This window comes from Leisingera sp. ABM4_103 (assembly GCF_056158685.1).
Genome location: NZ_JBSWTU010000005.1, coordinates 2945061 through 2965036 on the forward strand (window position 1 = coordinate 2945061; position 19976 = coordinate 2965036).

General features: G+C 63.3%; 21 protein-coding genes and 1 pseudogene. 15 read left to right on the top strand and 7 right to left on the bottom strand.

Features of this window, described 5'->3' with window-relative positions; genetic code table 11:
* Positions 1-72 precede the first annotated feature (72 nt).
* The 4 genes from ACXAED_RS16220 to ACXAED_RS16235 form a co-directional block, all read right to left on the bottom strand.
* Positions 73-2106 carry a PhoX family protein gene (locus tag ACXAED_RS16220; RefSeq protein WP_475051390.1) on the bottom strand — a complete coding sequence of 678 codons (2034 nt, stop codon included), beginning with the start codon at positions 2104-2106 and terminating at the stop codon, positions 73-75.
* Positions 2107-2277: 171 nt separating this feature from the next.
* Positions 2278-3336: a YeeE/YedE family protein gene (locus tag ACXAED_RS16225; RefSeq protein WP_475051392.1), complete on the bottom strand. Its 1059-nt coding sequence runs from the start codon at positions 3334-3336 to the stop codon at positions 2278-2280.
* A 20-nt stretch (positions 3337-3356) separates the two neighbouring features.
* Positions 3357-3695 (bottom strand): ArsR/SmtB family transcription factor, encoded by a 339-nt coding sequence (locus ACXAED_RS16230; RefSeq protein ID WP_475051393.1) that lies wholly within the window; start codon positions 3693-3695, stop codon positions 3357-3359.
* A 60-nt stretch (positions 3696-3755) separates the two neighbouring features.
* On the bottom strand, positions 3756-4139 hold the full coding sequence (locus ACXAED_RS16235; RefSeq protein WP_475053133.1) for a hypothetical protein: 384 nt from the start codon (positions 4137-4139) through the stop codon (positions 3756-3758).
* 109 nt (positions 4140-4248) lie between these two features.
* Between ACXAED_RS16235 and ACXAED_RS16240 the strand changes: the two are divergent.
* The 9 genes and pseudogenes from ACXAED_RS16240 to ACXAED_RS16280 all read left to right on the top strand — a co-directional run bounded on the left by ACXAED_RS16240 (position 4249) and on the right by ACXAED_RS16280 (position 12289).
* Positions 4249-4987, top strand: a pseudogene (locus ACXAED_RS16240) (cytochrome c biogenesis CcdA family protein).
* Positions 4988-5006: 19 nt separating this feature from the next.
* Entirely contained in the window at positions 5007-5588 is a 582-nt protein-coding gene (locus tag ACXAED_RS16245; protein WP_475051395.1) for a thioredoxin family protein, read from the top strand.
* Between the two features lie 127 nt (positions 5589-5715).
* A complete protein-coding gene (soxX, locus tag ACXAED_RS16250) occupies positions 5716-6192 on the top strand; it encodes a sulfur oxidation c-type cytochrome SoxX (protein WP_475051396.1) in 477 nt (158 codons plus the stop codon).
* A 58-nt stretch (positions 6193-6250) separates the two neighbouring features.
* Complete coding sequence (soxY, locus tag ACXAED_RS16255) at positions 6251-6667, top strand: thiosulfate oxidation carrier protein SoxY (protein ID WP_475051397.1); 417 nt, start codon at positions 6251-6253, stop codon at positions 6665-6667.
* A gap of 44 nt (positions 6668-6711) precedes the next feature.
* Positions 6712-7041 (top strand): thiosulfate oxidation carrier complex protein SoxZ, encoded by a 330-nt coding sequence (gene soxZ / locus ACXAED_RS16260; RefSeq protein WP_475051398.1) that lies wholly within the window; start codon positions 6712-6714, stop codon positions 7039-7041.
* 75 nt (positions 7042-7116) lie between these two features.
* Entirely contained in the window at positions 7117-7968 is an 852-nt protein-coding gene (gene soxA, locus ACXAED_RS16265) for a sulfur oxidation c-type cytochrome SoxA (protein WP_475051401.1), read from the top strand.
* A gap of 99 nt (positions 7969-8067) precedes the next feature.
* Complete coding sequence (gene soxB / locus ACXAED_RS16270; RefSeq protein ID WP_475051403.1) at positions 8068-9765, top strand: thiosulfohydrolase SoxB; 1698 nt, start codon at positions 8068-8070, stop codon at positions 9763-9765.
* A 117-nt stretch (positions 9766-9882) separates the two neighbouring features.
* Entirely contained in the window at positions 9883-11154 is a 1272-nt protein-coding gene (gene soxC, locus ACXAED_RS16275) for a sulfite dehydrogenase (RefSeq protein WP_475051405.1), read from the top strand.
* A gap of 88 nt (positions 11155-11242) precedes the next feature.
* Complete coding sequence (locus ACXAED_RS16280; RefSeq protein WP_475053134.1) at positions 11243-12289, top strand: c-type cytochrome; 1047 nt, start codon at positions 11243-11245, stop codon at positions 12287-12289.
* A gap of 68 nt (positions 12290-12357) precedes the next feature.
* Here ACXAED_RS16280 and ACXAED_RS16285 read toward each other — a convergent pair whose 3' ends face one another.
* Positions 12358-13713: a hypothetical protein gene (locus ACXAED_RS16285; protein ID WP_475051407.1), complete on the bottom strand. Its 1356-nt coding sequence runs from the start codon at positions 13711-13713 to the stop codon at positions 12358-12360.
* Between the two features lie 413 nt (positions 13714-14126).
* A complete protein-coding gene (locus ACXAED_RS16290; RefSeq protein WP_475051408.1) occupies positions 14127-15134 on the bottom strand; it encodes a GlxA family transcriptional regulator in 1008 nt (335 codons plus the stop codon).
* Positions 15135-15389: 255 nt separating this feature from the next.
* On the opposite strand from ACXAED_RS16290, the gene ACXAED_RS16295 reads away from it, so the two are divergent.
* The 6 genes from ACXAED_RS16295 (at position 15390) to ACXAED_RS16320 (ending at position 19307) form a co-directional block, all read left to right on the top strand.
* Positions 15390-16022, top strand: coding sequence for an ATP-dependent Clp protease proteolytic subunit (locus ACXAED_RS16295; RefSeq protein WP_058287204.1), 633 nt, complete (start codon positions 15390-15392; stop codon positions 16020-16022).
* A gap of 149 nt (positions 16023-16171) precedes the next feature.
* The gene (gene clpX / locus ACXAED_RS16300; protein ID WP_475051411.1) at positions 16172-17440 is read left to right on the top strand and encodes an ATP-dependent Clp protease ATP-binding subunit ClpX; all 1269 of its coding nucleotides are present in this window, start codon (positions 16172-16174) and stop codon (positions 17438-17440) included.
* Between the two features lie 142 nt (positions 17441-17582).
* Complete coding sequence (locus ACXAED_RS16305) at positions 17583-17948, top strand: RidA family protein (protein WP_475051412.1); 366 nt, start codon at positions 17583-17585, stop codon at positions 17946-17948.
* Positions 17949-18085: 137 nt separating this feature from the next.
* Complete coding sequence (locus tag ACXAED_RS16310; RefSeq protein WP_027237966.1) at positions 18086-18472, top strand: NADH:ubiquinone oxidoreductase subunit NDUFA12; 387 nt, start codon at positions 18086-18088, stop codon at positions 18470-18472.
* A gap of 23 nt (positions 18473-18495) precedes the next feature.
* Positions 18496-18948 (top strand): outer membrane lipid asymmetry maintenance protein MlaD, encoded by a 453-nt coding sequence (mlaD, locus tag ACXAED_RS16315; RefSeq protein ID WP_475051415.1) that lies wholly within the window; start codon positions 18496-18498, stop codon positions 18946-18948.
* Entirely contained in the window at positions 18945-19307 is a 363-nt protein-coding gene (locus ACXAED_RS16320; RefSeq protein ID WP_475051417.1) for a DUF2155 domain-containing protein, read from the top strand. Before mlaD ends, ACXAED_RS16320 begins: the two co-directional genes overlap by 4 nt.
* On the opposite strand, the gene aat is transcribed toward ACXAED_RS16320, so the two are convergent.
* Entirely contained in the window at positions 19271-19903 is a 633-nt protein-coding gene (aat, locus tag ACXAED_RS16325; RefSeq protein WP_475051418.1) for a leucyl/phenylalanyl-tRNA--protein transferase, read from the bottom strand. The genes ACXAED_RS16320 and aat overlap by 37 nt on opposite strands.
* Positions 19904-19976: the final 73 nt, after the last annotated feature.

A 19976-nucleotide genomic window follows, 5' to 3' on the forward strand; every position in this document is an offset into this window, starting at 1 on the left:
CGGCCCGCCAGGGCTGAACCCTGCGCGCGCCCCGGGCGGGGCGCGCTCCGCTTGATAACGGCGATTTCCGGATCAGACGGCGATCTTGCCGCCGCCCTGTCTGGTCACCGCAACAACCGAGGGCCGCGGCGGCATTTGCGGATCAAAATCCGGCCAGCGTGTGGCCGGGTCCTCAAACGTCGAAGCGCGCCCGAAGCCCTTCAGGTCCTTGGTGCCGTCGGTGCCGGGATGCTGCACGGCCAGGAACAGCGTCTCACCGTCCGGGGTAAAGCAAGGGCCGCACAGCTCAGCCCCCACCGGGCAGCGGAAGAACAGCTTGGAATGGCCGCGCAGGCTGCCTTCGGTCTCCAGCCCGTAAAGCCCGTCCGACTTGCCGGTCTTGCCCCATTTGCTGCCCTGGTCGGTGGCCACCCATAACCGCCCCGCTGCGTCCATCGCGCTGTTGTCGGGGGAGCCGAACCAGCCGTGCTGCGACGTCTCCGGGTGCCACTCGGCGCCGACCGCGGCAATCCCCGGGTCGCCGCATTTCACCAGGATCGACCATCGGCCGCTTGCGGCTGCATGGTCGCCGCCGTCCTCCTTGATTTCGATGATATGCCCGAACCGCAACTCCGGCCTCGGGTTGGCGGCATCGGTCTGGTCGGCCTTGCGCTTGGCGTTGTTGGTCAGCATCACATAGGCAGTGCCGTCTCCGCGCGGCGAGGCATCCTCGGGCCGGTCCATCGGAGTGGCCCCCAGCGCATCCGCCGCCAGCCGTGTATCAATCAGCACATCCGCCTGGCTGGCAAAGCCGTTTTCTGCCGTCAGCGGACCCTGGCCATGCACCAGCGGCAGCCAGCGGCAGGTGCCGTCCGCCTCAAACCGGGCCACGTAGAGCGTGCCTTCGCTCAGCAGCCGGGAGTTGGCCGCGCGATCCTCTGACACCGTGCCGTGGGAGACGTATTTGTAAACATACTCAAACCGCGCATCGTCTCCCATGTAGACCACCAGCCGGCCGTCCTGGGACAGGGTTGTTTCCGCGCCCTCATGGGCGAAACGGCCCAGGGCGGTGTGCTTCACCGGTTTCGACAGCGGGTCCATCGGGTCGACCTCAACAACCCAGCCGAAACGGTTCACTTCATTGGGTTCTTTGCCGGTATTGAAGCGGTCGTGGTACTTGCCCCAGGCGTACCACATGCCGGGCACGCCGTAGCGCGCCATTTGCGCCGCCTCCGGCTGGCCGGAAAGGTCCGGCTCGCCTTCGGCGTCGAGGCGGTCGGTCCAGAAATAGCCGTGAAAGTTCTCCTCGGCCATCAGCCAGGTGCCCCAGGGTGTCATGCCGCCGGCGCAGTTGTTGAGGGTGCCGATAACCTCGCGTCCGCTGGGATCGGCGCTGGTCTGCATCCGCGGGTGGCCTGCGGCGGGGCCGTCAATGGCCATCACCGTGTTCAAAGGCGAGATCCGGCGGTTCATCGCGCCGTCAGGCACCACGGCCCACTTCCCATCAGCGCCGCGGGCAATCTCCACAACCGAGCCTCCATGCGCCGCCATCTCGACCTCAACCAGCTCGCGGGTCATGCCGGCGAACTCCGCCTTGTCCTGGCGGCCGAGGCCCGGGAACATCACCTCCTCGTTGGTGTATTCGTGGTTCACGCAGAGCAGGCCGCGGGTTCCCTCAGCGTTGAGCGGCACAAAGCCGACGTAGTCGTTGTTGTAGCCGAACTGCTGCAGTTGGGCCTCTGCCGTCTGGTTCATCACGTCGAATTCGGGCGCGCCGGCAAAGATCGGATCGCCCCAGCGCAGCAGGATCTCCGCGTCATAGCCCGGCGCCACATGGTGCGTTTCGTCATTGCCCCACGCCAGCTCGTCAAAGGCATAGCGGCTTCGGGCCGCAGGTGACGCGGCGCTGGCCTGGCGCGGAGCGGTCAGGGCGGAGGTGCCGAACAGGGCAGTGGCGGCAGAGGTGCCCAGCATGCCTTTCAGCATTGCGCGGCGGCCATAGCGGGCGGCGATCACATCGCCGATGGTGCGGCTGGGGGCCGGGTTCACCGGAATGTCGTCAGAGGCCTCAAAAGCTTCCGCCTTGTTTCCGTTTTGCGGGTCTTTGATGATCTGCTCACGGTTCACGGGGGTCTCCGGAGTGTTAAGGGGCGTCTATGCGGTGGATGCAGGGCGGATACACCCGGATGTCTTAGGAATGGTGTGTAACACGTATGTAATCGTTAATGAAAATTAACCAAGACTTCACATTTGCGCGGGCAATCTGAAACCCCGGCCTGTCCCCGCGGGGACAGCGGATTATTCTGCCGGCCGGAAGCCTTCGATCAGCTGCCGCAGCCCGATGGCGGCGCCGGCAAAGATCGCCAGCATGGTGACAGGCGCCGAGACCGCCAGAAGCGAAAACGCGCTGAGGCCCTGGCCGACGGTGCAGCCCATCGCAATCACCGCGCCTGCGCCCATGATCGCGGCGCCGATAATCTGGCGGCGCAGCTCGCGCGGGTCCTCGCAGGCCTCCCAGCGGAAATGGCCCTTGATCAGTGAGCCGAGGAACGCGCCGGTCCAGACCCCCGCGATGGAGCCGACGGCAAAGGACAGCGGGCGCAGGGAACCGGTCATGGTCCACAGGATCGTCTCGCCCAACGGCGCGGAGAAGGAGTGGGAAACCACCGGCAGCGCCTCGAACCCTGCGGTGTTCACAAAGGTGGTTCCGGCCCAGCCGGAGGTGACTGCAAGCCCCACAACCGCGGACCAGAACAGCGCCTGCCTGTCGCGGCGCAGTTCGGCATTGGCGAGGGAGACCAGCAGGATCAGCAGGCCCGCGGTGGTGCCGATGGCGGCCAGCGGCAGCCCGCTCCAGGCGGCGGCGTAATGGGCGAGTCCCGGCGGGATCTCGTTGGTGACGTCCTGCTGGGCAAAGAAATAGTTCCGCACAGGGGCGAGGGGGCCTGCGAGGACGACATAAGTGGAAACGCCCATCACCAGCACGATCACAAAGCTGCGCAGGTCGCCGCCGCCCAGCCGGGCAATTGCGCCATAACCGCAGTTGCCGCTGAGCGCCATGCCGTAGCCGAACATCAGGCCGCCTAGGATCGAGGCGGCGGGCATCCAGCGGATCGACAGGTAAAAGGACTGGCCCGCATCCACCAGGCCCAGCCCGATCAGTGCAAAGCTGGTGGTGACCGCCACACCGATGGCCACCCCCCACATCCGCATCCGCAGGGACGAGCCGCCATAAAGCAGGTCTTCGATAGCTCCCAAAGTGCAGAACCGCCCCAGCCGGGCGGCAAGTCCCAGCAGAACACCGCCCAGCAGCCCGATGCAGGCGGCCAGCTGGTGTTCTGTCAGGATGTCAAACATGTCAGGATTTCAATCGGGCGTCAGCCGTCGTCCTTGCAGAACAGGTCATAGACCACTTCCAGCATCCGGCGGGGCTTGTCGTCGGCCAGTCGGTAGAAAATCGCCTTGCCTTCCCGGCGGGGAATGACCAGCCCTTCCAGACGCAGGCGGGAGAGTTGCTGGGAGACGGCGGCCTGGCGGGCTGACAAGAGCTCTTCCAGTTCGGTCACGGATTTCTCGCCGGAGACCAGATGGCACAGGATCATCAGCCGGCCCTCGTGGCTGATCGCCTTGAGGAAATTGGACGCCTTGGTCGCGTTTTCGACCATCCGGTCCATCTCCTCCGGGTCCATGTCAGCGGTAAACTGTGGTAGTGCCATGTGCCGTCTCCTGAGCGGCACCGCGGTGCCGCACTCCTATCACTTGCCCCAACAGGGCGGTCAGCTGCCGCCCTTTGAGTTCGTATTATCAACAAACCCTGTATGGGCGCTTAGCAAATCTGCAAGCAAAGGCCAAAAAAAATCTTCACCCGGGTAGCCTTCGAGGCGCGCGCGCTCCTGTCCGTCTTCGACCACCAGGAAGGTCGGTGTGAACATGACCCTGCGGGTAACTTGCAAATCATCGGGCAGGGCGCGCAGATCCACACGGCGCAAGGGCGCGTGTTTGCCCTCAGCCGTTTTGGGGTAGATCGGGGCGATCTCCGCGTTCCAGCGGGCGCACCACTCGCAGCCCGGCTGTTCGACCATCACCAGTTCCGCCGCCCAGGCGGGCAGCGTTGCAAAGGCTATGGCCGCAGCTGCAGCCAAATGCCGGAAGGAGCGCATGCGTTTCATTCCATCTGTTGACGGTACCGTTAGAAACAACATAATTCGAATATGTGAATGACACAAGCCGGGCCCGGATAACGTTCGCGTAGGGCCTTTTGGGGGTGCGATGCTCGAAATTACCCTGTTTGGCGCCTTGATCGCAGGTTTGCTGAGCTTTTTCACCCCCTGCATTTTGCCGATGGTGCCGTTTTACCTGTCCTACATGGGCGGGCTGTCGATGGCAGAACTGCGCGGGGACGGGGCGATTGCCGCCGGTGCGCAGCGGCGGCTGCTGGTGTCGGCCGTGTGTTTTGCCGCCGGGGTCACCACGGTGTTCATGCTGATGGGCATGGGGGCAACCGCGCTGGGGCAGCTGTTCGGGCAGTATCTGGAGGTTCTGTCCTATGGCGCGGCGGCGCTGCTGCTGCTGTTCGGGCTGCATTTTCTGGGCGTGGTGAGGATCCCGCTTCTGTACCGCGAGGCGCGGATGGAGAGCAGCGCGGAGCCGTCCACAGTCTTGGGTGCCTATCTGATGGGGCTGGCGTTCGGGTTCGGCTGGACGCCTTGCGTCGGGCCGGCTCTTGGCGTCGATCCTGATGATCGCCTCCGGCATGGGCGAGGTGTGGCGGGGCGGGGTGCTGCTGCTGGTCTACGGGCTGGGCATGACGGCGCCCTTTGTGGTCGCGGCGCTGTTTGCCAAACCGTTCCTGGGCTGGGTCGCGCGCCACCGCAGCGCCTTTGCCTGGGTGGAAAAGGGCATGGGCGCAATGCTGGTTTTGTTTGCGGTGCTGATCGCCACCGGCGGGGTGCGGCTGATCGCTGAGGCGATGATCCGCTGGGTGCCGGGGTTCAGCGCAATCGGGTAAATGAGGTTTGGAGGTCAACATGCTGAGAAATATTGCGAAAGTGTTAATGGCCGTGGTTCTGGCCGGGCCGCTGGCAGCGGCGGAGCTGGGCGACGACGGGCTGCACAAGACGTCGTGGATGCGGGACACCTTCAAGGACCTGCGCGAGGACCTGGAGGAGGCCAACGGCGAGGGCAAACGGCTGGCGCTGATCTTTGAGCAGCGCGGTTGCGTCTACTGCACCAAGATGCATGAGGAGATCTTTCCCCGGCCGGAGATCAGCCAGTATATTGAGGACAATTTCTTTGTCGTGCAGCTGAACCTTTACGGCGACGTGGAGGTCACCGACTTTGATGGCGAGACGCTGGCGGAGAAGGACATGGCCCGCAAATGGGGGGTGCTGTTCACGCCGACGATTCTGTTCCTGCCCGAAGAGGTGGGGGACAATGCCACAGCACCCGAGGCCGCGGTGGCGATCATGCCTGGCGCATTTGGCGCGGGAACCACGCAGGACATGTTTACATGGGTCAATGAAAAGCGCTATGCGCTTGATAACGGGGAAGATTTCCAGCGCTATCACGCGCGCCGCATTCAGGAGCGCAACAATGGGTCCACAGACTGACGATTTGCGCATCATCTACAAAAATTCACAATAATGAATTTGTTGTTGCGTAGCGGGGGCGCTGTGCCCTACGGTATGCAAAGCTAAGCAAGCCGCCCGGTAAAAGCGGCAGCCAATGGGAGGAAACATGAAGCTTACATCTCTGACACTGGCGCTAAGCCTGGCCGGGACTGCGGCTTTGGCCGGGGAGGTTGCTCCGAAGGCGGTGGAGTATGGCGAGTCGGGTGAGGTTGCAGCCTCGCTGACCGGCGTTGCCGGCGATGCGGCCAGCGGCGCGGTGATTGCCGGCACCAAGTCCAAGGGCAACTGTGTGGCCTGCCATCAGGTGACAGCCCTGGCGGATGTGCCGTTCCATGGCGAAATCGGCCCGTCGCTGGATGGCGCCGGCGACCGCTGGACCGAGGAAGAGCTGCGCGGCCTGATCGCCAATGCAAAGATGACATTCGAGGACACGATGATGCCGGCCTTCTACAAGGTCGAAGGCTTCATCCGTCCGGGCGATGCCTATACCGGCGAGGCCGGGGCTGAGCCGCTGCCGCCGATCCTGACGGCGCAGGAGATCGAGGATGTGGTCGCGTTCCTCGCGACGCTGAAAGAAGAGTAAGGCACGGGCGGGGGGCGTCCCGCGCTCCGCACCGATGTGAATTCAAAGGAGAGATATGATGGAGTTCTCACGCCGTGAGACCCTGGCGATGGGCCTGGGCGCTGCCGTGGTTACCGTGCTGCCGTTCCGTGCGACTGCGGCGGCGGATGACCGGATCGCCGCCTTTACCGGCGGTGCCGATATGGCCGAAGGGGGCGTGACCCTGACCGCGCCCGAGATTGCCGAAAACGGCAACACCGTTCCGGTTTCGGTCGAGGCGCCGGGCGCCACCGCGATCCTGGTGCTGGCCACCGGCAACCCGGAACCGGGTGTGGCCACCTTCAACTTCGGCCCTGGCGCAGCGCAGCAGTCGGCCTCCACCCGGATCCGCCTGGCAGGCACCCAGGACGTGGTTGCGGTTGCCAAGATGGCAGACGGCTCCTTTGCCAAGGCCAGCGCCACCGTCAAAGTCACCATCGGCGGCTGCGGCGGCTGAGGCCGCCCGCTCCCTGAACGGAATTCCTAAGGAGAATTAAAGACATGGCATCCGGTGTTAAACCCCGCGTCAAGGTCCCGAAAACCGCTGCCGCCGGTGAGGCGGTCACCATCAAGACGCTGATCAGCCACAAGATGGAAAGCGGCCAGCGCAAGGACAAGGAAGGAAACCTGATCCCGCGCTCGATCATCAACCGCTTCACCTGCGAGTTCAACGGCACCATGGTGCTGGACGTCGCGATGGAGCCCGCGATCTCCACCAACCCGTATTTCGAGTTCGACGCGACCGTGCCGGAAGCGGGCGAGTTCGTCTTTACCTGGTATGACGACGACGGCTCCGTCTACGACACCAAAAAGAAAATCGCCATCGGCTGATCCGTTCCGGATCTTCAGGCACGCGTCCTGTCCGGTTCGCGCCGGGCAGGGCAGGCACCCAAGGGAGGAAAAGGAATGAACAAAAAGGCAATCACAGCAATTGCCGCGGTGCTGGCGCTGCCGGTGGCAGCGGGCGCAGGCCCCGATGACGACAAGCTGGTGGTCAACGAGGACATCGAGATGGTTACCAAGGCCGCAGCACCCGCCCATGTGGCGGATGTGCTGGATGAGGTGATGTCGGGCTGGCACTTCCGCTCCGACGAAACGCAGGCCCTGCAGATGGATGACTTCGAGAACCCGGCGATGGTGTTTGTCGATCAGGCGCAGGAAGCCTGGGACACTGCCGACGGCTCCGAGGGCAAGTCCTGCGCGTCGTGCCACGGCGATGTCGAGGAAAGCATGGCAGGCGTGCGCGCGGTGTATCCGAAGTGGAACGAAGCCGCCGGCGAAGTCCGCACCTTGAACATGCAGATCAACGACTGCCGCGAAAACCAGATGGGCGCCGAGAAGTGGAAATACTCCGGCGGCAAGATGGCCGCGATGGAAGCTTTGATTTCGGTCCAGTCCCGCGGGATGCCGGTGAACGTGGCCATCGACGGCCCGGTCCAGGCGACCTGGGAGAAGGGCAAGGAGATGTATTACACGCGCACCGGCCAGCTGGAGCTGTCCTGCGCCAACTGCCATGAGGACAACTATGGCAACATGATCCGCGCCGACCATCTGAGCCAGGGCCAGATCAACGGCTTCCCGGTGTACCGCTTGAAGAACACCAAGCTGAACACCGCGCATGCGCGCTTTAAGGGCTGCGTGCGCGACACCCGCGCCGAGACCTACAAGCCGGGCTCGGCCGAATTTGTCGCGCTGGAACTCTATGTCGCCTCGCGCGGCAACGGGCTGTCGGTCGAAGCTCCTTCCGTCCGCAACTGATCTTTGCGCCCCGTGCCTGTAACCAGGTGCGGGGCGTGTCTCTTCTAAAACATTCATTCACGTGAATATGTCGCGTGAGCATACAGGATACCGGTACTCATGATCTCGCGCCGCGATTTTCTGCAGGTTTCCATGGCCGCCTCGGCCATGGTGGGGGCGTCAGGCTTTGGCAATTGGGCGCGGCTGGCTGCGCAGCAGTCGCTGACCCAGGACCAGCTGCTGGAGTTTGACACCTTTGGCAACATCAGCCTGATCCATGTGACCGATATTCACGGGCAGCTTAAGCCGATCTATTTCCGCGAGCCGTCGATCAATCTGGGGGTTGGCGAGAACAAGGGCCATGTGCCCCACATTACCGGCGCCGACTTCCGCAAGGCCTATGGCATCGCTGACGGCAGCCCCTCGGCCTATGCGCTGACCTATGATGATTTCTCGGCGCTGGCCGCCATGTACGGCCGTGTCGGCGGGATGGACCGGGTGGCGACGATCATCAACTCCATCCGTGCCGACCGTCCCGATGCGCTGCTGTTTGACGGCGGCGATACCTGGCATGGCTCCTACACCTGCCATCACACGCAAGGCCAGGACATGGTCAACGTGATGAACGCGCTGAAGCCGGATGCAATGACCTTCCACTGGGAATTCACGCTGGGCAGCGACCGGGTGAACGAGATTGTCGAGGGCCTGCCCTTTGCCGCGCTTGGCCAGAATATCTTTGATGCCGAATGGGATGAGCCGGCCGAGCTGTTCAAGCCCTACAAGTTCTTTGAGCGCGGCGGCGCCAAGGTGGCGGTTATCGGCCAGGCCTTCCCCTATATGCCGATCGCCAACCCGCGCTGGATGTTCCCGGAGTATTCGTTCGGCATCCGTGACGAGAACATGCAGATGATGGTGGATGAGGTCCGCGCCGCGGGCGCGGATCTGGTGGTGGTGCTGAGCCACAACGGTTTCGACGTCGACAAGAAGATGGCCGGCAAGGTGCAGGGCATCGACGTTATTCTGTCGGGCCACACCCACGACGCGCTGCCGGAGCCGGTGCTGGTCGGCAAAACCCATATCATCGCGTCCGGTTCCAATGGCAAGTTCGTCTCCCGCGTCGATCTGGATGTGCGTGACGGCCAGCTGATGGGGCTGCGGCATAAGCTGATCCCGGTGTTCTCGGACGTGATCGCGCCGGACCCGGCGGTGGCACAGCTGATCGACGCCGAACGCGCGCCCTACAAGGCGCAGCTGGAGGAGGTGATCGGCCAGACCGATACGCTGCTGTACCGCCGCGGCAACTTCAACGGCACCTGGGACGACCTGATCTGCGATGCGCTGCTGAGCGAGCGGGAAGCGGATATTGCCATGTCGCCCGGCGTGCGCTGGGGCCCGTCGCTGGTGCCGGGGGATGATATCACCCGCGAGGATATCTGGAACGTGACCTCTATGTCCTACGGCGAGGCCTACCGGAGCGAGATGACAGGCGAGTTCATCAAGGTGATCCTGGAGGACGTTGCCGACAACATCTTCAACCCCGATCCCTATTACCAGCAGGGCGGCGACATGGTGCGGATCGGCGGCATGGGCTACCGCATCGACATCACCAAGCCGCAGGGCGAGCGTATCAGCGAGATGACGCTGCTGAAAACGGGCGAAGCGATCGACCCGGCGAAGTCCTATGTGGTGGCCGGCTGGGCCAGTGTGAATGAAGGCACAGAGGGGCCGATGATCTGGGATGTTGTCGAGGATCATATCCGCAAGCTGGGCACCGTGAGCCTGAAACCGAATACCTCCGTGCAGGTGGCGGGCGCCTAATCAGCGCCTGCCCCGGCAGGGGCAGATCACACCCGCCCTGGCGGCGGGCAGACCGAAAAAATTTTGCGCAGTTGAATTCACGAACGTGAATTTATCTATGTAAGGAGGCAAATAAAGATGAGTGACGACGCCAAGAGCCTGGCGCCCTCGCGCCGCCAGTTCCTGACCGGAGCGGCAGCGGCTGGCGCAGGGGCAGTGGCGGCCGGGGCTGCCAAGGCAGCAACACCCGATCCGCTGATCACCGAAGTGCAGGAGTGGGCCAGCGGTCTGGGCGAGGGGGTGGATGCCACGCCCTATGGCCTGCCGATCAAATACGAAAGCGACGTGGTGCGCCGCAACGTGGAGTGGCTGACGGCGGACACCATCAGTTCGATCAACTTCACGCCGATCCATGCGCTGGACGGCACGATCACGCCGCAGGGGTGTGCGTTCGAGCGTCATCATTCGGGCGCCATCGAGCTGCGCAAGGAAGATTACCGGCTGATGATCAACGGTCTGGTCGATACGCCGCTGGTGTTCACTTACGAAGACCTGGAGCGTTTCCCGCGTGAGAACCGTGTCTATTTCTGCGAATGCGCGGCGAATTCCGGCATGGAATGGGCGGGCGCGCAGCTCAATGGCGCGCAGTTCACCCACGGGATGATCCACAATATGGAATACTCCGGCGTGTCCCTGCGGACGCTGCTGGAGGAAGCTGGCGTCAATCCCGAGGGCAAATGGGTCTATGTGGAAGGCGCGGATGCGTCCTCCAACGGGCGCTCGATCCCGCTGGAGAAGGCGATGGACGACGTGCTGGTGGCCTTCAAGGCCAATGGCGAGGCGCTGCGCAAGGAGCATGGCTATCCCGTCCGCCTGGTGGTGCCGGGCTGGGAAGGCAACATGTGGGTCAAATGGCTGCGCCGGGTCGAGGTCATGGACCAGCCGGTCGAAAGCCGCGAGGAGACCTCGAAATACACCGACACGCTGGCCAATGGCGTCAGCCGCAAGTGGACCTGGGAGATGGATGCGAAATCCGTCGTCACCAGCCCCAGCCCGCAGGCGCCCATCAAGCATGGCGCGGGGCCGCTGGTGATCACCGGTCTGGCCTGGTCGGGCCGCGGCGCGATCACGGGAGTGGATGTGTCGCTGGACGGCGGCAAAACCTGGGCCGAGGCGCGGCTGGCGGCGCCGGGAACGGACAAGGCGCTGACCCGGTTCTACCTGGATATCAACTGGGACGGCTCCGAGATGCTGCTGCAGAGCCGGGCCAAGGATTCTTCCGGCTATGTGCAGCCCACCAAGGCGCAGCTGCGCGAGGTGCGGGGCTTGAATTCGATCTATCACAACAACGCCATCCAGACCTGGTGGGTCAAGGCAAACGGGGAGGCGGAAAATGTCGAGGTTTCCTAACAGGCTGAACAACAGAGCAGAGGGCAGCGCCCGGCCGCGGGCGGAAAGCGAAGCGCCCGCCCATGAGGGCGGCCGGGCGCTGCCCGGCCTGTCGGCCGGGCGGAACATTCTATTGGCTGTATCGCTGGCGGCTCTGGGTGCTGGGCCTGTTGCGGCGGAGAAATTCGGCCTGGGCCGTCCGGCCTTGCCGGAGGAAATCGCGGCCTGGGATCTGGACGTGGCGCCGGATGGCACCGGCTTGCCTGCGGGCTCGGGCGATGTGTTCACCGGTGAGGAGGTCTTTGCCGAGAAATGCGCGGTCTGCCATGGCGATTTTGCCGAGGGCGTGGGCAACTGGCCCAAGCTGGCAGGCGGGCAGGGTACGCTGGACCATGAGGACCCGCTGAAGACGGTGGGCAGCTACTGGCCCTACTTGTCGACCACCTGGGACTACGTGAACCGGTCGATGCCTTTCGGCGATGCGCAGTCGCTGACGCCGGACGAGGTCTATGCCATTGTGGCCTACATCCTCTATTCCAACGATCTGGTGGATGACGAGTTCGTTCTTTCGGAAGAGACCTTCCTGGAAGTGGAGCTTCCGAATGCGGATGGTTTCATTCTGGATGACCGGCTGGAGGCGGAGAAGCACTTCTGGAACCCGGAGCCTTGCATTGAGAACTGCAAGGAAAACGTCGAGATCACCATGCGCGCCTTGGTGCTGGATGTGACGCCGGAGGAGGAAAGCGCAGAAGCGCCTGCCGGAGCGGCGCCCGCACAGGAAGCAGCAGCGGAAGAGGCGGTTGAAGAACCCGTTGAAACTGCTGCGGTTCTTGACCCGGAGCTGGTGGCCAAGGGTGAGAAGACCTTCAAGAAGTGCAAGGCTTGCCACCAGGTCGGCGAGGGCGCCAAGTCCAAGACCGGGCCGATCCTGAACGGCATCGTCGGTGCGCCGGCGGGGCATGAGGAAGGCTTCCGCTATTCCAAGGCGATGAAGGCCGCGGCGGAAGGCGGACTGGTCTGGGATGAAGCCGAGCTGGCGGCCTTTCTGGCTAAGCCCAAGAAGTACATGAAGGGCACCAAGATGTCCTTTGCCGGGCTGAAAAAGGAAAGCGATATCGAGGCGGTGATCGCCTATCTGCAGTCCTATTCACAGTAAGCAGCAGCCCTGAAGGGTGTTGAGAAAGGGCGCTAAAGGCGCCCTTTTTCACTTGGGAGCCGGACCTTCTATTGCCGCGGCGGGAACACAAGGACGCTTGCGCCCTTGAAACGTTCCAGCCGGGCTTGCGGCTGCGGCTCCGGCGCGGGGCTGCGCAGGTCTGGCGGCAGATGGGCGCAGGTTTCGGCAGTTGTCCCGCAGAGGGAGACTTGGCGCCCGGTCAGAAGCTCCAGCCGGCTGGCCAGGCTGCTGGCCCGGTGAAGCCCTGCCTTGCGCGCTGCCGGGTGGTCCAGAATGCTGCCAGTGGCGTAGACCGGCCCCGGTTGCGCGGCAATGGCGGCGGCCATCGCGCGGGTCTCGTGCTGCCAGTCGCGAAAACGGGTGAATTGCACCGCGGTCTGCACCAGGTAGCTGAGCGCAACCAGCAGCACGGCATTGCGGGCCAGCCGCCCCGGCAGGCCAGGGCCGCGGCTGAGTTCTTGCGCGGCGCGCACGATCAGCACCGCATAGAGGATCCAAGTGAAATGAAAGGCCCGCACCGGGATTGTCACGCCCAGTTTCAGTACCTGCAGGGCCATCAGGGCCATCCCTGCCGCAAGCGCGGTCCAGAGATACAGCGCTTCGAGCGGCTGGCGGCGCAGCAGCACTGCTGTGGCAGTACTCATCAGGCACAGGTGAAACAGCAGAACCGGCGTGGACTGGAAGCTGAGCTTGCCGAGCAGGACCGACAGTGTTTCTTTCAGCAGCGGCAGATGCGGCCACAGCCCTGCCAGATCCCGCGCCGGGTCGGGGCTGCGGGCGGGGTCCAGCGGGATGCCAAGAACACCGTGGGACTGCCAGTTCAGGGTATAGACCGCCAGCACGGCAGCGGCGAAACTGGCCCCGAACAGGATCACCAGACCGGTGAGATCCCGCAGCGAGCGCTGACGGGTGCTGATCAGGCAGATCGCGAACAGGATCAGCGGGAAAGTGGTGTAGGCGGTGAACGCAAGCAGCGTGAACGGCGGCAGCAGCCAGCGCAGCGCGGCTTGTGACAGCACAAGGGCGAGGCAGGCAAACAGCGCCAGCACCGCGAACCCGGGGATGAGAGTGCTGGACCAGGGCGCCATCAGAAACACCGGTGGAGCGGGCAGCAGGGTCAGAGCCAGGACAATGGCAAACCACCTGCGGTTGCCGGGCGGGGTAGCGGCAGTGGCAATGGCGGTTGCGGTCACGCCCCACAGGATTTGGAACAGAACGAAATTCAGCCAGGCCGGCGTGACGACGCCGCGCAGGTGCCACAGGTAGTTGAGCCAGCGGCCTTCGGTCAGGGTTTTCTGCCAAAACCCTTCGGGCTGGGCCAACAGGGCTGGATAGTCGTCGTAACGGACTATCGGGTCCGCAAGGTTCCCCGCCGACACGGCGAGCAGCACCGGGACCGCCACGGCACTAGCCGTTAAGAACGTGCTTATGCTGCTGCCCGCCGCGCGTCTGTCTTGCGGCAGGTCGGTGACTGGGAAACGGCGCATAGAATACCTGATTGGTTAAAGAAATTAAGTCGCTCCGTTTCCTGAAATGGGTGGAGGGGAGCGGGGGGTATTAAAGGGCAGCTAAAAAGTACTATCCGGCCGATCCGGCTGCTGGGGGCCTGTGCCGGACTGCAGTTTCCGGCAGGTGTGGTGTCTTCTTCTTGATCTCCTTTGGCGTGTGGCTTGGGATAGAGGAAAAATCAGGCAAATATGTGGCTGATGCTACCATGGATTGAGAGCGCAAGTAAGCGTTGCACCGCGGCATCACTGCAGTGCCCCGCCGGGGCGGGGCGCCTCAAGCTCAGCTATTTCTTCGGGCAGAACGGCGCTCAGCTCCAACCCTTGCGGAAGAAATGCGGGGAGGCGCCGAACTTGCGTTTGAACTGGCGCGAGAAATGGGTGGCGGAGTTGAAGCCCGAGGCCAGCGCGATTTCGGTGACGGACATCGAGGTTTCGTTCATCAGCGCAAAGGCGTGGCTCAGGCGCATGTCGAAATAGACGTGCATCGGGCTTTGGTTCAGATAGCGCGAGAACAGCCGTTCCAACTGGCGGCGGGAGATGTCGAGCCGGTCGCAGAGCTCGCCGATCGACAGCGGCTCCTCGATTAATTCCTGCATCAGCTGCAGCGCATTGAGCAGGCGCTGGTTTCGGCTGCCGATGGCCACCGCATAGTTCGATTTCTGCGGCGCCGCCTGGCCGCCGGAGCGCACGTGCAGGCACATGTCGGCGACGATGATCGCCAGCTGCTTGCCGTGGCGCTCTTCGATCAGGTGCAGCATCATGTCGGTTGCGGCATTGCCGCCGCCGCAAGTCATCAGTGGGCCGGAGATTTCGAAGATATTCGGCGAGGGCTCCAGGTTCGGATAGCTTTCCAGAAAGCCCGGCTGGTTTTCCCAGTGGAGGGTGAACTTGTGATTCTTGATCAACCCGGCCTGGGCCAGCGCAAAGGCACCGGTGCAGATGCCGCCGATGGAGCGGCCAAAGCGGCTCTCGCGGCGCAGCCAGTTCAGGGTGACCTCGCTGGCGGCGGCGTGCGGTTCGACGCCTGCACAGACAAAACCCAGCGAATCCGAAGGCAGCGGTTGCAGCGGGGTGTCCGGCGTTACCACCATGCCGTTGGAGCAGCGCACCGGCTGGCCGTCCTCCGTCATGATGTACCAGCGGTAAAGCCGTGTGCCGGTGACCTGGTTGGCGATGCGCAAAGGTTCGATGGCGGCGGCCACCGGCAGCATCGTCGCCTTGGGCAGCAGCAGGAAATAGAAATCCTGCGGCTCGCCCTCAAACGGGATGGCGAGATTGGCGGCGGCGCCTTTCTGAACGAAACTGTCATCGGCCATGACGGGACCCCAGCGCAGCACCCGGGCAGCACAGCAGCCGGGCGGAATTCGGACTTGGTTTTGCTACCTAAGGCGCTGCCGCTGGCCGCAGCCCGAGAATAGCGACAGCGTTCCTGCGGATTGCGACACCGCACGCAGGTTTGCGGCAGCGTAAAATGCCCGCCGCCCCTTGCAGGTCAAATGGGGCGATACTAAAACTCGGGTAACACTCTGTCGGGTATGGTGCCGGACATAATTCAAAGCAGGCAGGTCGAAATGATTGATCCCAGAGAAACATACATGAACACCCTGGTCCCGATGGTGGTTGAGCAGACCAGCCGGGGCGAGCGGGCCTATGACATCTTTTCCCGCCTGCTGAAGGAGCGGATCATCTTTGTGAACGGGCCGGTTCACGATGGCATGAGCTCTTTGATCGTGGCGCAGCTGCTGCATCTTGAGGCGGAAAACCCGTCCAAGGAAATCTCAATGTACATCAACTCGCCCGGCGGCGTCGTGACCTCTGGCCTGTCGATCTATGACACCATGCAGTACATCAAGCCCAAGGTCTCGACCCTGGTTATCGGCCAGGCGGCGTCGATGGGTTCGCTGCTGCTGACCGCCGGCGAAAAGGGCATGCGCTTCAGCTTGCCGAACTCCCGCGTGATGGTGCACCAGCCCTCTGGCGGCTTCCAGGGCCAGGCGACCGATATCATGATCCACGCCGAAGAGACCCTGAAGCTGAAGAAGCGCCTGAACGAGATCTACGTCAAGCACACCGGCCAGGACTATGACACCGTGGTCAACGCGCTGGAGCGCGACAATTTCATGTCGCCGGAAGAGGCCAAGGAATTCGGTCTGATCGACGAGATCGTTGAAAACCGAGCCAAAGGCGATGACGAGCAGGCCTGACGCCTGATCTTGTGAACAGCGGTGCGCCCCGCGGTGAATTTGGGGCGCACTTTCACATTGTGGCGGCCTAAGCACTGGCTTAAGCTGGCAGAAAGATGAAATGCCCCGCAGCGCGGGTGCAGCGGACCGGGCGGACTGAAAGGTAGACCATGGCGACGAATTCAGGCGGCGACAGCAAAAACACCCTCTACTGCAGCTTCTGCGGCAAGAGCCAGCATGAAGTGCGCAAGCTGATCGCAGGCCCCACCGTATTCATTTGCGATGAATGCGTTGAACTGTGCATGGATATCATCCGTGAAGAGACCAAGGCCTCCGGGCTGAAGGCCACCGACGGGGTGCCTTCGCCCAAGGACATCTGCCAGGTGCTGGATGATTACGTGATCGGCCAGGCCACCGCTAAGCGGGTGCTTTCGGTTGCGGTGCACAACCATTACAAGCGTCTGAATCATGCGCAAAAAGCGGGCTCGGACATTGAACTGGCAAAGTCGAACATCCTGCTGATCGGCCCCACCGGTTGCGGCAAAACCCTGCTGGCGCAGACGCTGGCGCGGATCCTGGATGTGCCCTTCACCATGGCGGATGCCACCACGCTCACTGAGGCCGGTTACGTGGGCGAGGATGTTGAGAACATCATCCTGAAGCTGCTGCAGGCGTCGGAATACAACGTCGAGCGTGCGCAGCGCGGCATCGTCTATATCGACGAGGTCGATAAGATCACCCGCAAGTCGGAAAACCCCTCGATCACCCGCGACGTCTCGGGCGAGGGCGTGCAGCAGGCACTGCTGAAGCTGATGGAAGGCACAGTGGCTTCCGTTCCGCCGCAGGGCGGGCGCAAACATCCGCAGCAGGAATTCCTGCAGGTGGACACCACCAACATCCTGTTCATCTGCGGCGGCGCCTTTGCCGGCCTCGACAAAATCATCGCGCAGCGCGGCAAGGGCTCGGCGATGGGCTTTGGCGCCGATGTGCGCGACAACGACGACCGCGGCGTTGGCGAGATCTTCCAGGACCTGGAGCCGGAAGACCTGCTGAAATTCGGCCTGATCCCGGAATTCGTCGGCCGTCTGCCGGTTCTGGCGACGCTGGAGGACCTGGACGAGGACGCGCTGGTCACCATCCTGACCCAGCCGAAAAACGCCCTGGTCAAGCAGTACCAGCGCCTGTTCGAACTGGAAGACACCGAGCTGGACTTTACCGACGAGGCGCTGAAGGCGATTGCCCGCAAGGCGATCGAACGCAAGACCGGCGCCCGCGGCCTGCGCTCGATCATGGAGGACATCCTCTTGGATACCATGTTCGATCTGCCGGGCATGGACAGCGTGACCAAGGTGGTCGTCAACGAAGAGGCGGTGACCTCGGACGCGCAGCCGCTGATGATCCACGCGGATGCCGAGAAAGAGCCGGCGTCTGCGGGGTGAGCGGATAGAACTTGGTTCAAACGGCGCGGTTTCTTCCGCGCCGTTTCTTTTTTGGAGGACGGCTTGGCTTGGGGGCTCTGCCCCCGCAGCAGCACGCCGCTGCTCCCCCGGGATATTTTCAGCCAGAAGAAGGTAAAGGGCTATGATCAAACGGATTTCCTCCGGCGGTGAATTCGAGGCCAAGATCGGCTATTGCCGCGCCGTAGTTGCGGGCGGTTTTGTGCATGTGGCCGGAACGGTCGGGCAGGGCGAGGATGTGGTGGCGCAGTGCCGGTCGGCATTGGACACCATCGGCGCGGCGCTGGAGAAAGCGGGCGCCAGCTTTGCCGATGTGGTGCGAGTCAACTACTACCTGCCGGACGCGGCAGAGTTTGAGCCCTGCTGGCCGGTTCTGGCCGAGACCTTTGGCGCCAACCCGCCGGCGGCAACGATGATTGAGTGCAACCTGATCGATCCCAAGTTCCGTATCGAGATTGAAGTGACGGCGCTGGCACCGGCGGAAAGCTGAGCCGGGGTTAACGCCACATTGACCGGGCTGAGGCAAAACTGCCCCTTCCCGCCGGGAGGGCTCCAGCGAGGGCGCAAGCCACTGGACCTTGGCGGGAAATTGGGCCATATCAAGGTCGGAAAACTCCGGAGGCATCCATGGGAATCCTGAACACTCTTCTGCGCGCTGTGACCTGGTGGAACGGCTCCACCCTGAACACCCGGATCTTCACCGCCCGCAAGGGCATCAAGGTAGGGGAAGACGATCAGGGCAACGTGTTCTACCGCAATGCGGACGACAGCAAGCGCTGGGTGATGTTCAACGGCGAAGTGGAAGCCTCGCGCGTCAGCCCCGATTGGCACGGCTGGCTGCACCGTACCTTTGACGAGGTGCCGAGCGAGAAGCCGCTGAAGCACAAGGCCTGGGAAAAGCCGCACCAGGAAAACCTGACCGGCACCATGATGGCCTATGCGCCGGCTGGCTCTATCCGCGCGGGCGGTGAGCCCAAGGAGCGCCGCGATTACGAGGCCTGGGTGCCTGAATAAACATCTGCCAGAAGGCTGGTTACATGTCCCACAATCCTACTGAAGTTTTTGCCGGCGGTGTTGTGCTGGCCGCCGCGGTTGCGTTTGCCGTTTATGCAGGGCAGGCGGCGGGCCTGTCGCGCGCCGGCGCCACCTATGACCTGAGCGCGTCTTTCCGGTCGCTGGAGGGCGTCAGCGTCGGCACCGATGTGCGGCTGGCGGGCGTCAAGATCGGCACCGTGACCGGCGTCGATCTGAACCCCGAGACTTTTCGCGCCGACACCCGGTTTTCGGTGAAGGAAGGGATCGAAATCCCTGATGACAGCGCGGTGGTGATTTCTTCCGAAGGTTTGCTGGGCGGCAATTTCGTCGAGATTATGCCCGGCGGCTCTCAGTTTGCCTTTGAGGCAGGCGACGAGATCGAGGACACGCAAGGCGCGGTCAGCCTGATTTCGCTGCTGGTCAAATTCGTCGCAGGCGGCGGGGAAGAGTCGTGAAACGCCTGGCCGCAGCGCTGACAGCCGCTGTGCTGGCGCTGCCTGCGGTGGCGCAGGAGCAGGCGGCGCAAGGGACCGCAGCGGTGCTGCGGGCGCTGGACAAGGTCAACGGCCACAGCATGGACGCCGAAGTCGCCGTTGGCGCCAGTGCGGAGATGTTCGGAGTTCTGGTCACAGTGTCGGAGTGCCGGTATCCGGCGGACAACCCGACAGGGGACGCCTTTGCCTATCTCACCGTGCGTAACCCCGATGACGGCGCGGTGCAGTTCGAGGGCTGGATGATCGCCTCCAGCCCGGCGCTGAACGCGCTGGACCACAGCCGTTACGATGTCTGGGTCATCCGCTGCAGCAGCAGCTGAGGCGAAGGCACCGAGGGGCGGGTGAAGTCAGCATCCTGTGACAAAGCTTCCCGCAGCAGCGCGCGGTAGCGGGCGCGGCTGACCTCGATACCGCCGAGCGAGGCCAGATGCGGGGTCAGGAACTGGGTGTCGCATAAGGTGAATCCCGCCTGCACCAGCCGGTCGGTCAGATAGGCCAGCGCCACTTTGGAGGCGTCGCGGCGGCGCGAGAACATGCTTTCACCGAAGAACGCACCGCCCAGCGAGACGCCATAGGTGCCGCCGGCCAGCACGCCCTGATGCCAGACCTCCAGTGAATGGGCGTTGCCCATCATGTGAAGTTCCAGATAGCGGTCGCGGATTTCGGCGCTGATCCAGGTCTCGGCCCGGTCGGCGCAGCCGTCGACCACCCCGGCAAAGTCGCGGTTCACAGTGATTTCAAAGCCGCCGTTGCGGATGCGCTTGGCCAGGGAGCGGGAGATGCGGAAACCGTCCAGCGGCAGGATCCCGCGCCGCTTGGGATCGACCCAGAACACGTCCGGGTCGTCGCGGTGTTCGGCCATCGGGAAAACACCGGCGGAATAGGCGTGCAGCAGAAGGTCCGCAGTCAAGCTCATGGTGCTGGCAGTATAACGGGAAAAGGCAGGCAAAAGTAAAACGGGGCGCAACCGATGGTGCGCCCCGTCGAAT

Coding starts and splice junctions, on each gene's coding strand:
- ACXAED_RS16225 (WP_475051392.1), bottom strand. CDS start 3,336: ATGTTTGACATCCTGACAGAACACCAGCTGGCCGCCTGCATCGGGCTG.
- ACXAED_RS16230 (WP_475051393.1), bottom strand. CDS start 3,695: ATGGCACTACCACAGTTTACCGCTGACATGGACCCGGAGGAGATGGAC.
- ACXAED_RS16235 (WP_475053133.1), bottom strand. CDS start 4,139: ATGCGCTCCTTCCGGCATTTGGCTGCAGCTGCGGCCATAGCCTTTGCA.
- ACXAED_RS16245 (WP_475051395.1), top strand. CDS start 5,007: ATGCTGAGAAATATTGCGAAAGTGTTAATGGCCGTGGTTCTGGCCGGG.
- soxX (WP_475051396.1), top strand. CDS start 5,716: ATGAAGCTTACATCTCTGACACTGGCGCTAAGCCTGGCCGGGACTGCG.
- soxY (WP_475051397.1), top strand. CDS start 6,251: ATGGAGTTCTCACGCCGTGAGACCCTGGCGATGGGCCTGGGCGCTGCC.
- soxZ (WP_475051398.1), top strand. CDS start 6,712: ATGGCATCCGGTGTTAAACCCCGCGTCAAGGTCCCGAAAACCGCTGCC.
- soxA (WP_475051401.1), top strand. CDS start 7,117: ATGAACAAAAAGGCAATCACAGCAATTGCCGCGGTGCTGGCGCTGCCG.
- soxB (WP_475051403.1), top strand. CDS start 8,068: ATGATCTCGCGCCGCGATTTTCTGCAGGTTTCCATGGCCGCCTCGGCC.
- soxC (WP_475051405.1), top strand. CDS start 9,883: ATGAGTGACGACGCCAAGAGCCTGGCGCCCTCGCGCCGCCAGTTCCTG.
- ACXAED_RS16290 (WP_475051408.1), bottom strand. CDS start 15,134: ATGGCCGATGACAGTTTCGTTCAGAAAGGCGCCGCCGCCAATCTCGCC.
- ACXAED_RS16295 (WP_058287204.1), top strand. CDS start 15,390: ATGATTGATCCCAGAGAAACATACATGAACACCCTGGTCCCGATGGTG.
- clpX (WP_475051411.1), top strand. CDS start 16,172: ATGGCGACGAATTCAGGCGGCGACAGCAAAAACACCCTCTACTGCAGC.
- ACXAED_RS16305 (WP_475051412.1), top strand. CDS start 17,583: ATGATCAAACGGATTTCCTCCGGCGGTGAATTCGAGGCCAAGATCGGC.
- ACXAED_RS16310 (WP_027237966.1), top strand. CDS start 18,086: ATGGGAATCCTGAACACTCTTCTGCGCGCTGTGACCTGGTGGAACGGC.
- mlaD (WP_475051415.1), top strand. CDS start 18,496: ATGTCCCACAATCCTACTGAAGTTTTTGCCGGCGGTGTTGTGCTGGCC.
- aat (WP_475051418.1), bottom strand. CDS start 19,903: ATGAGCTTGACTGCGGACCTTCTGCTGCACGCCTATTCCGCCGGTGTT.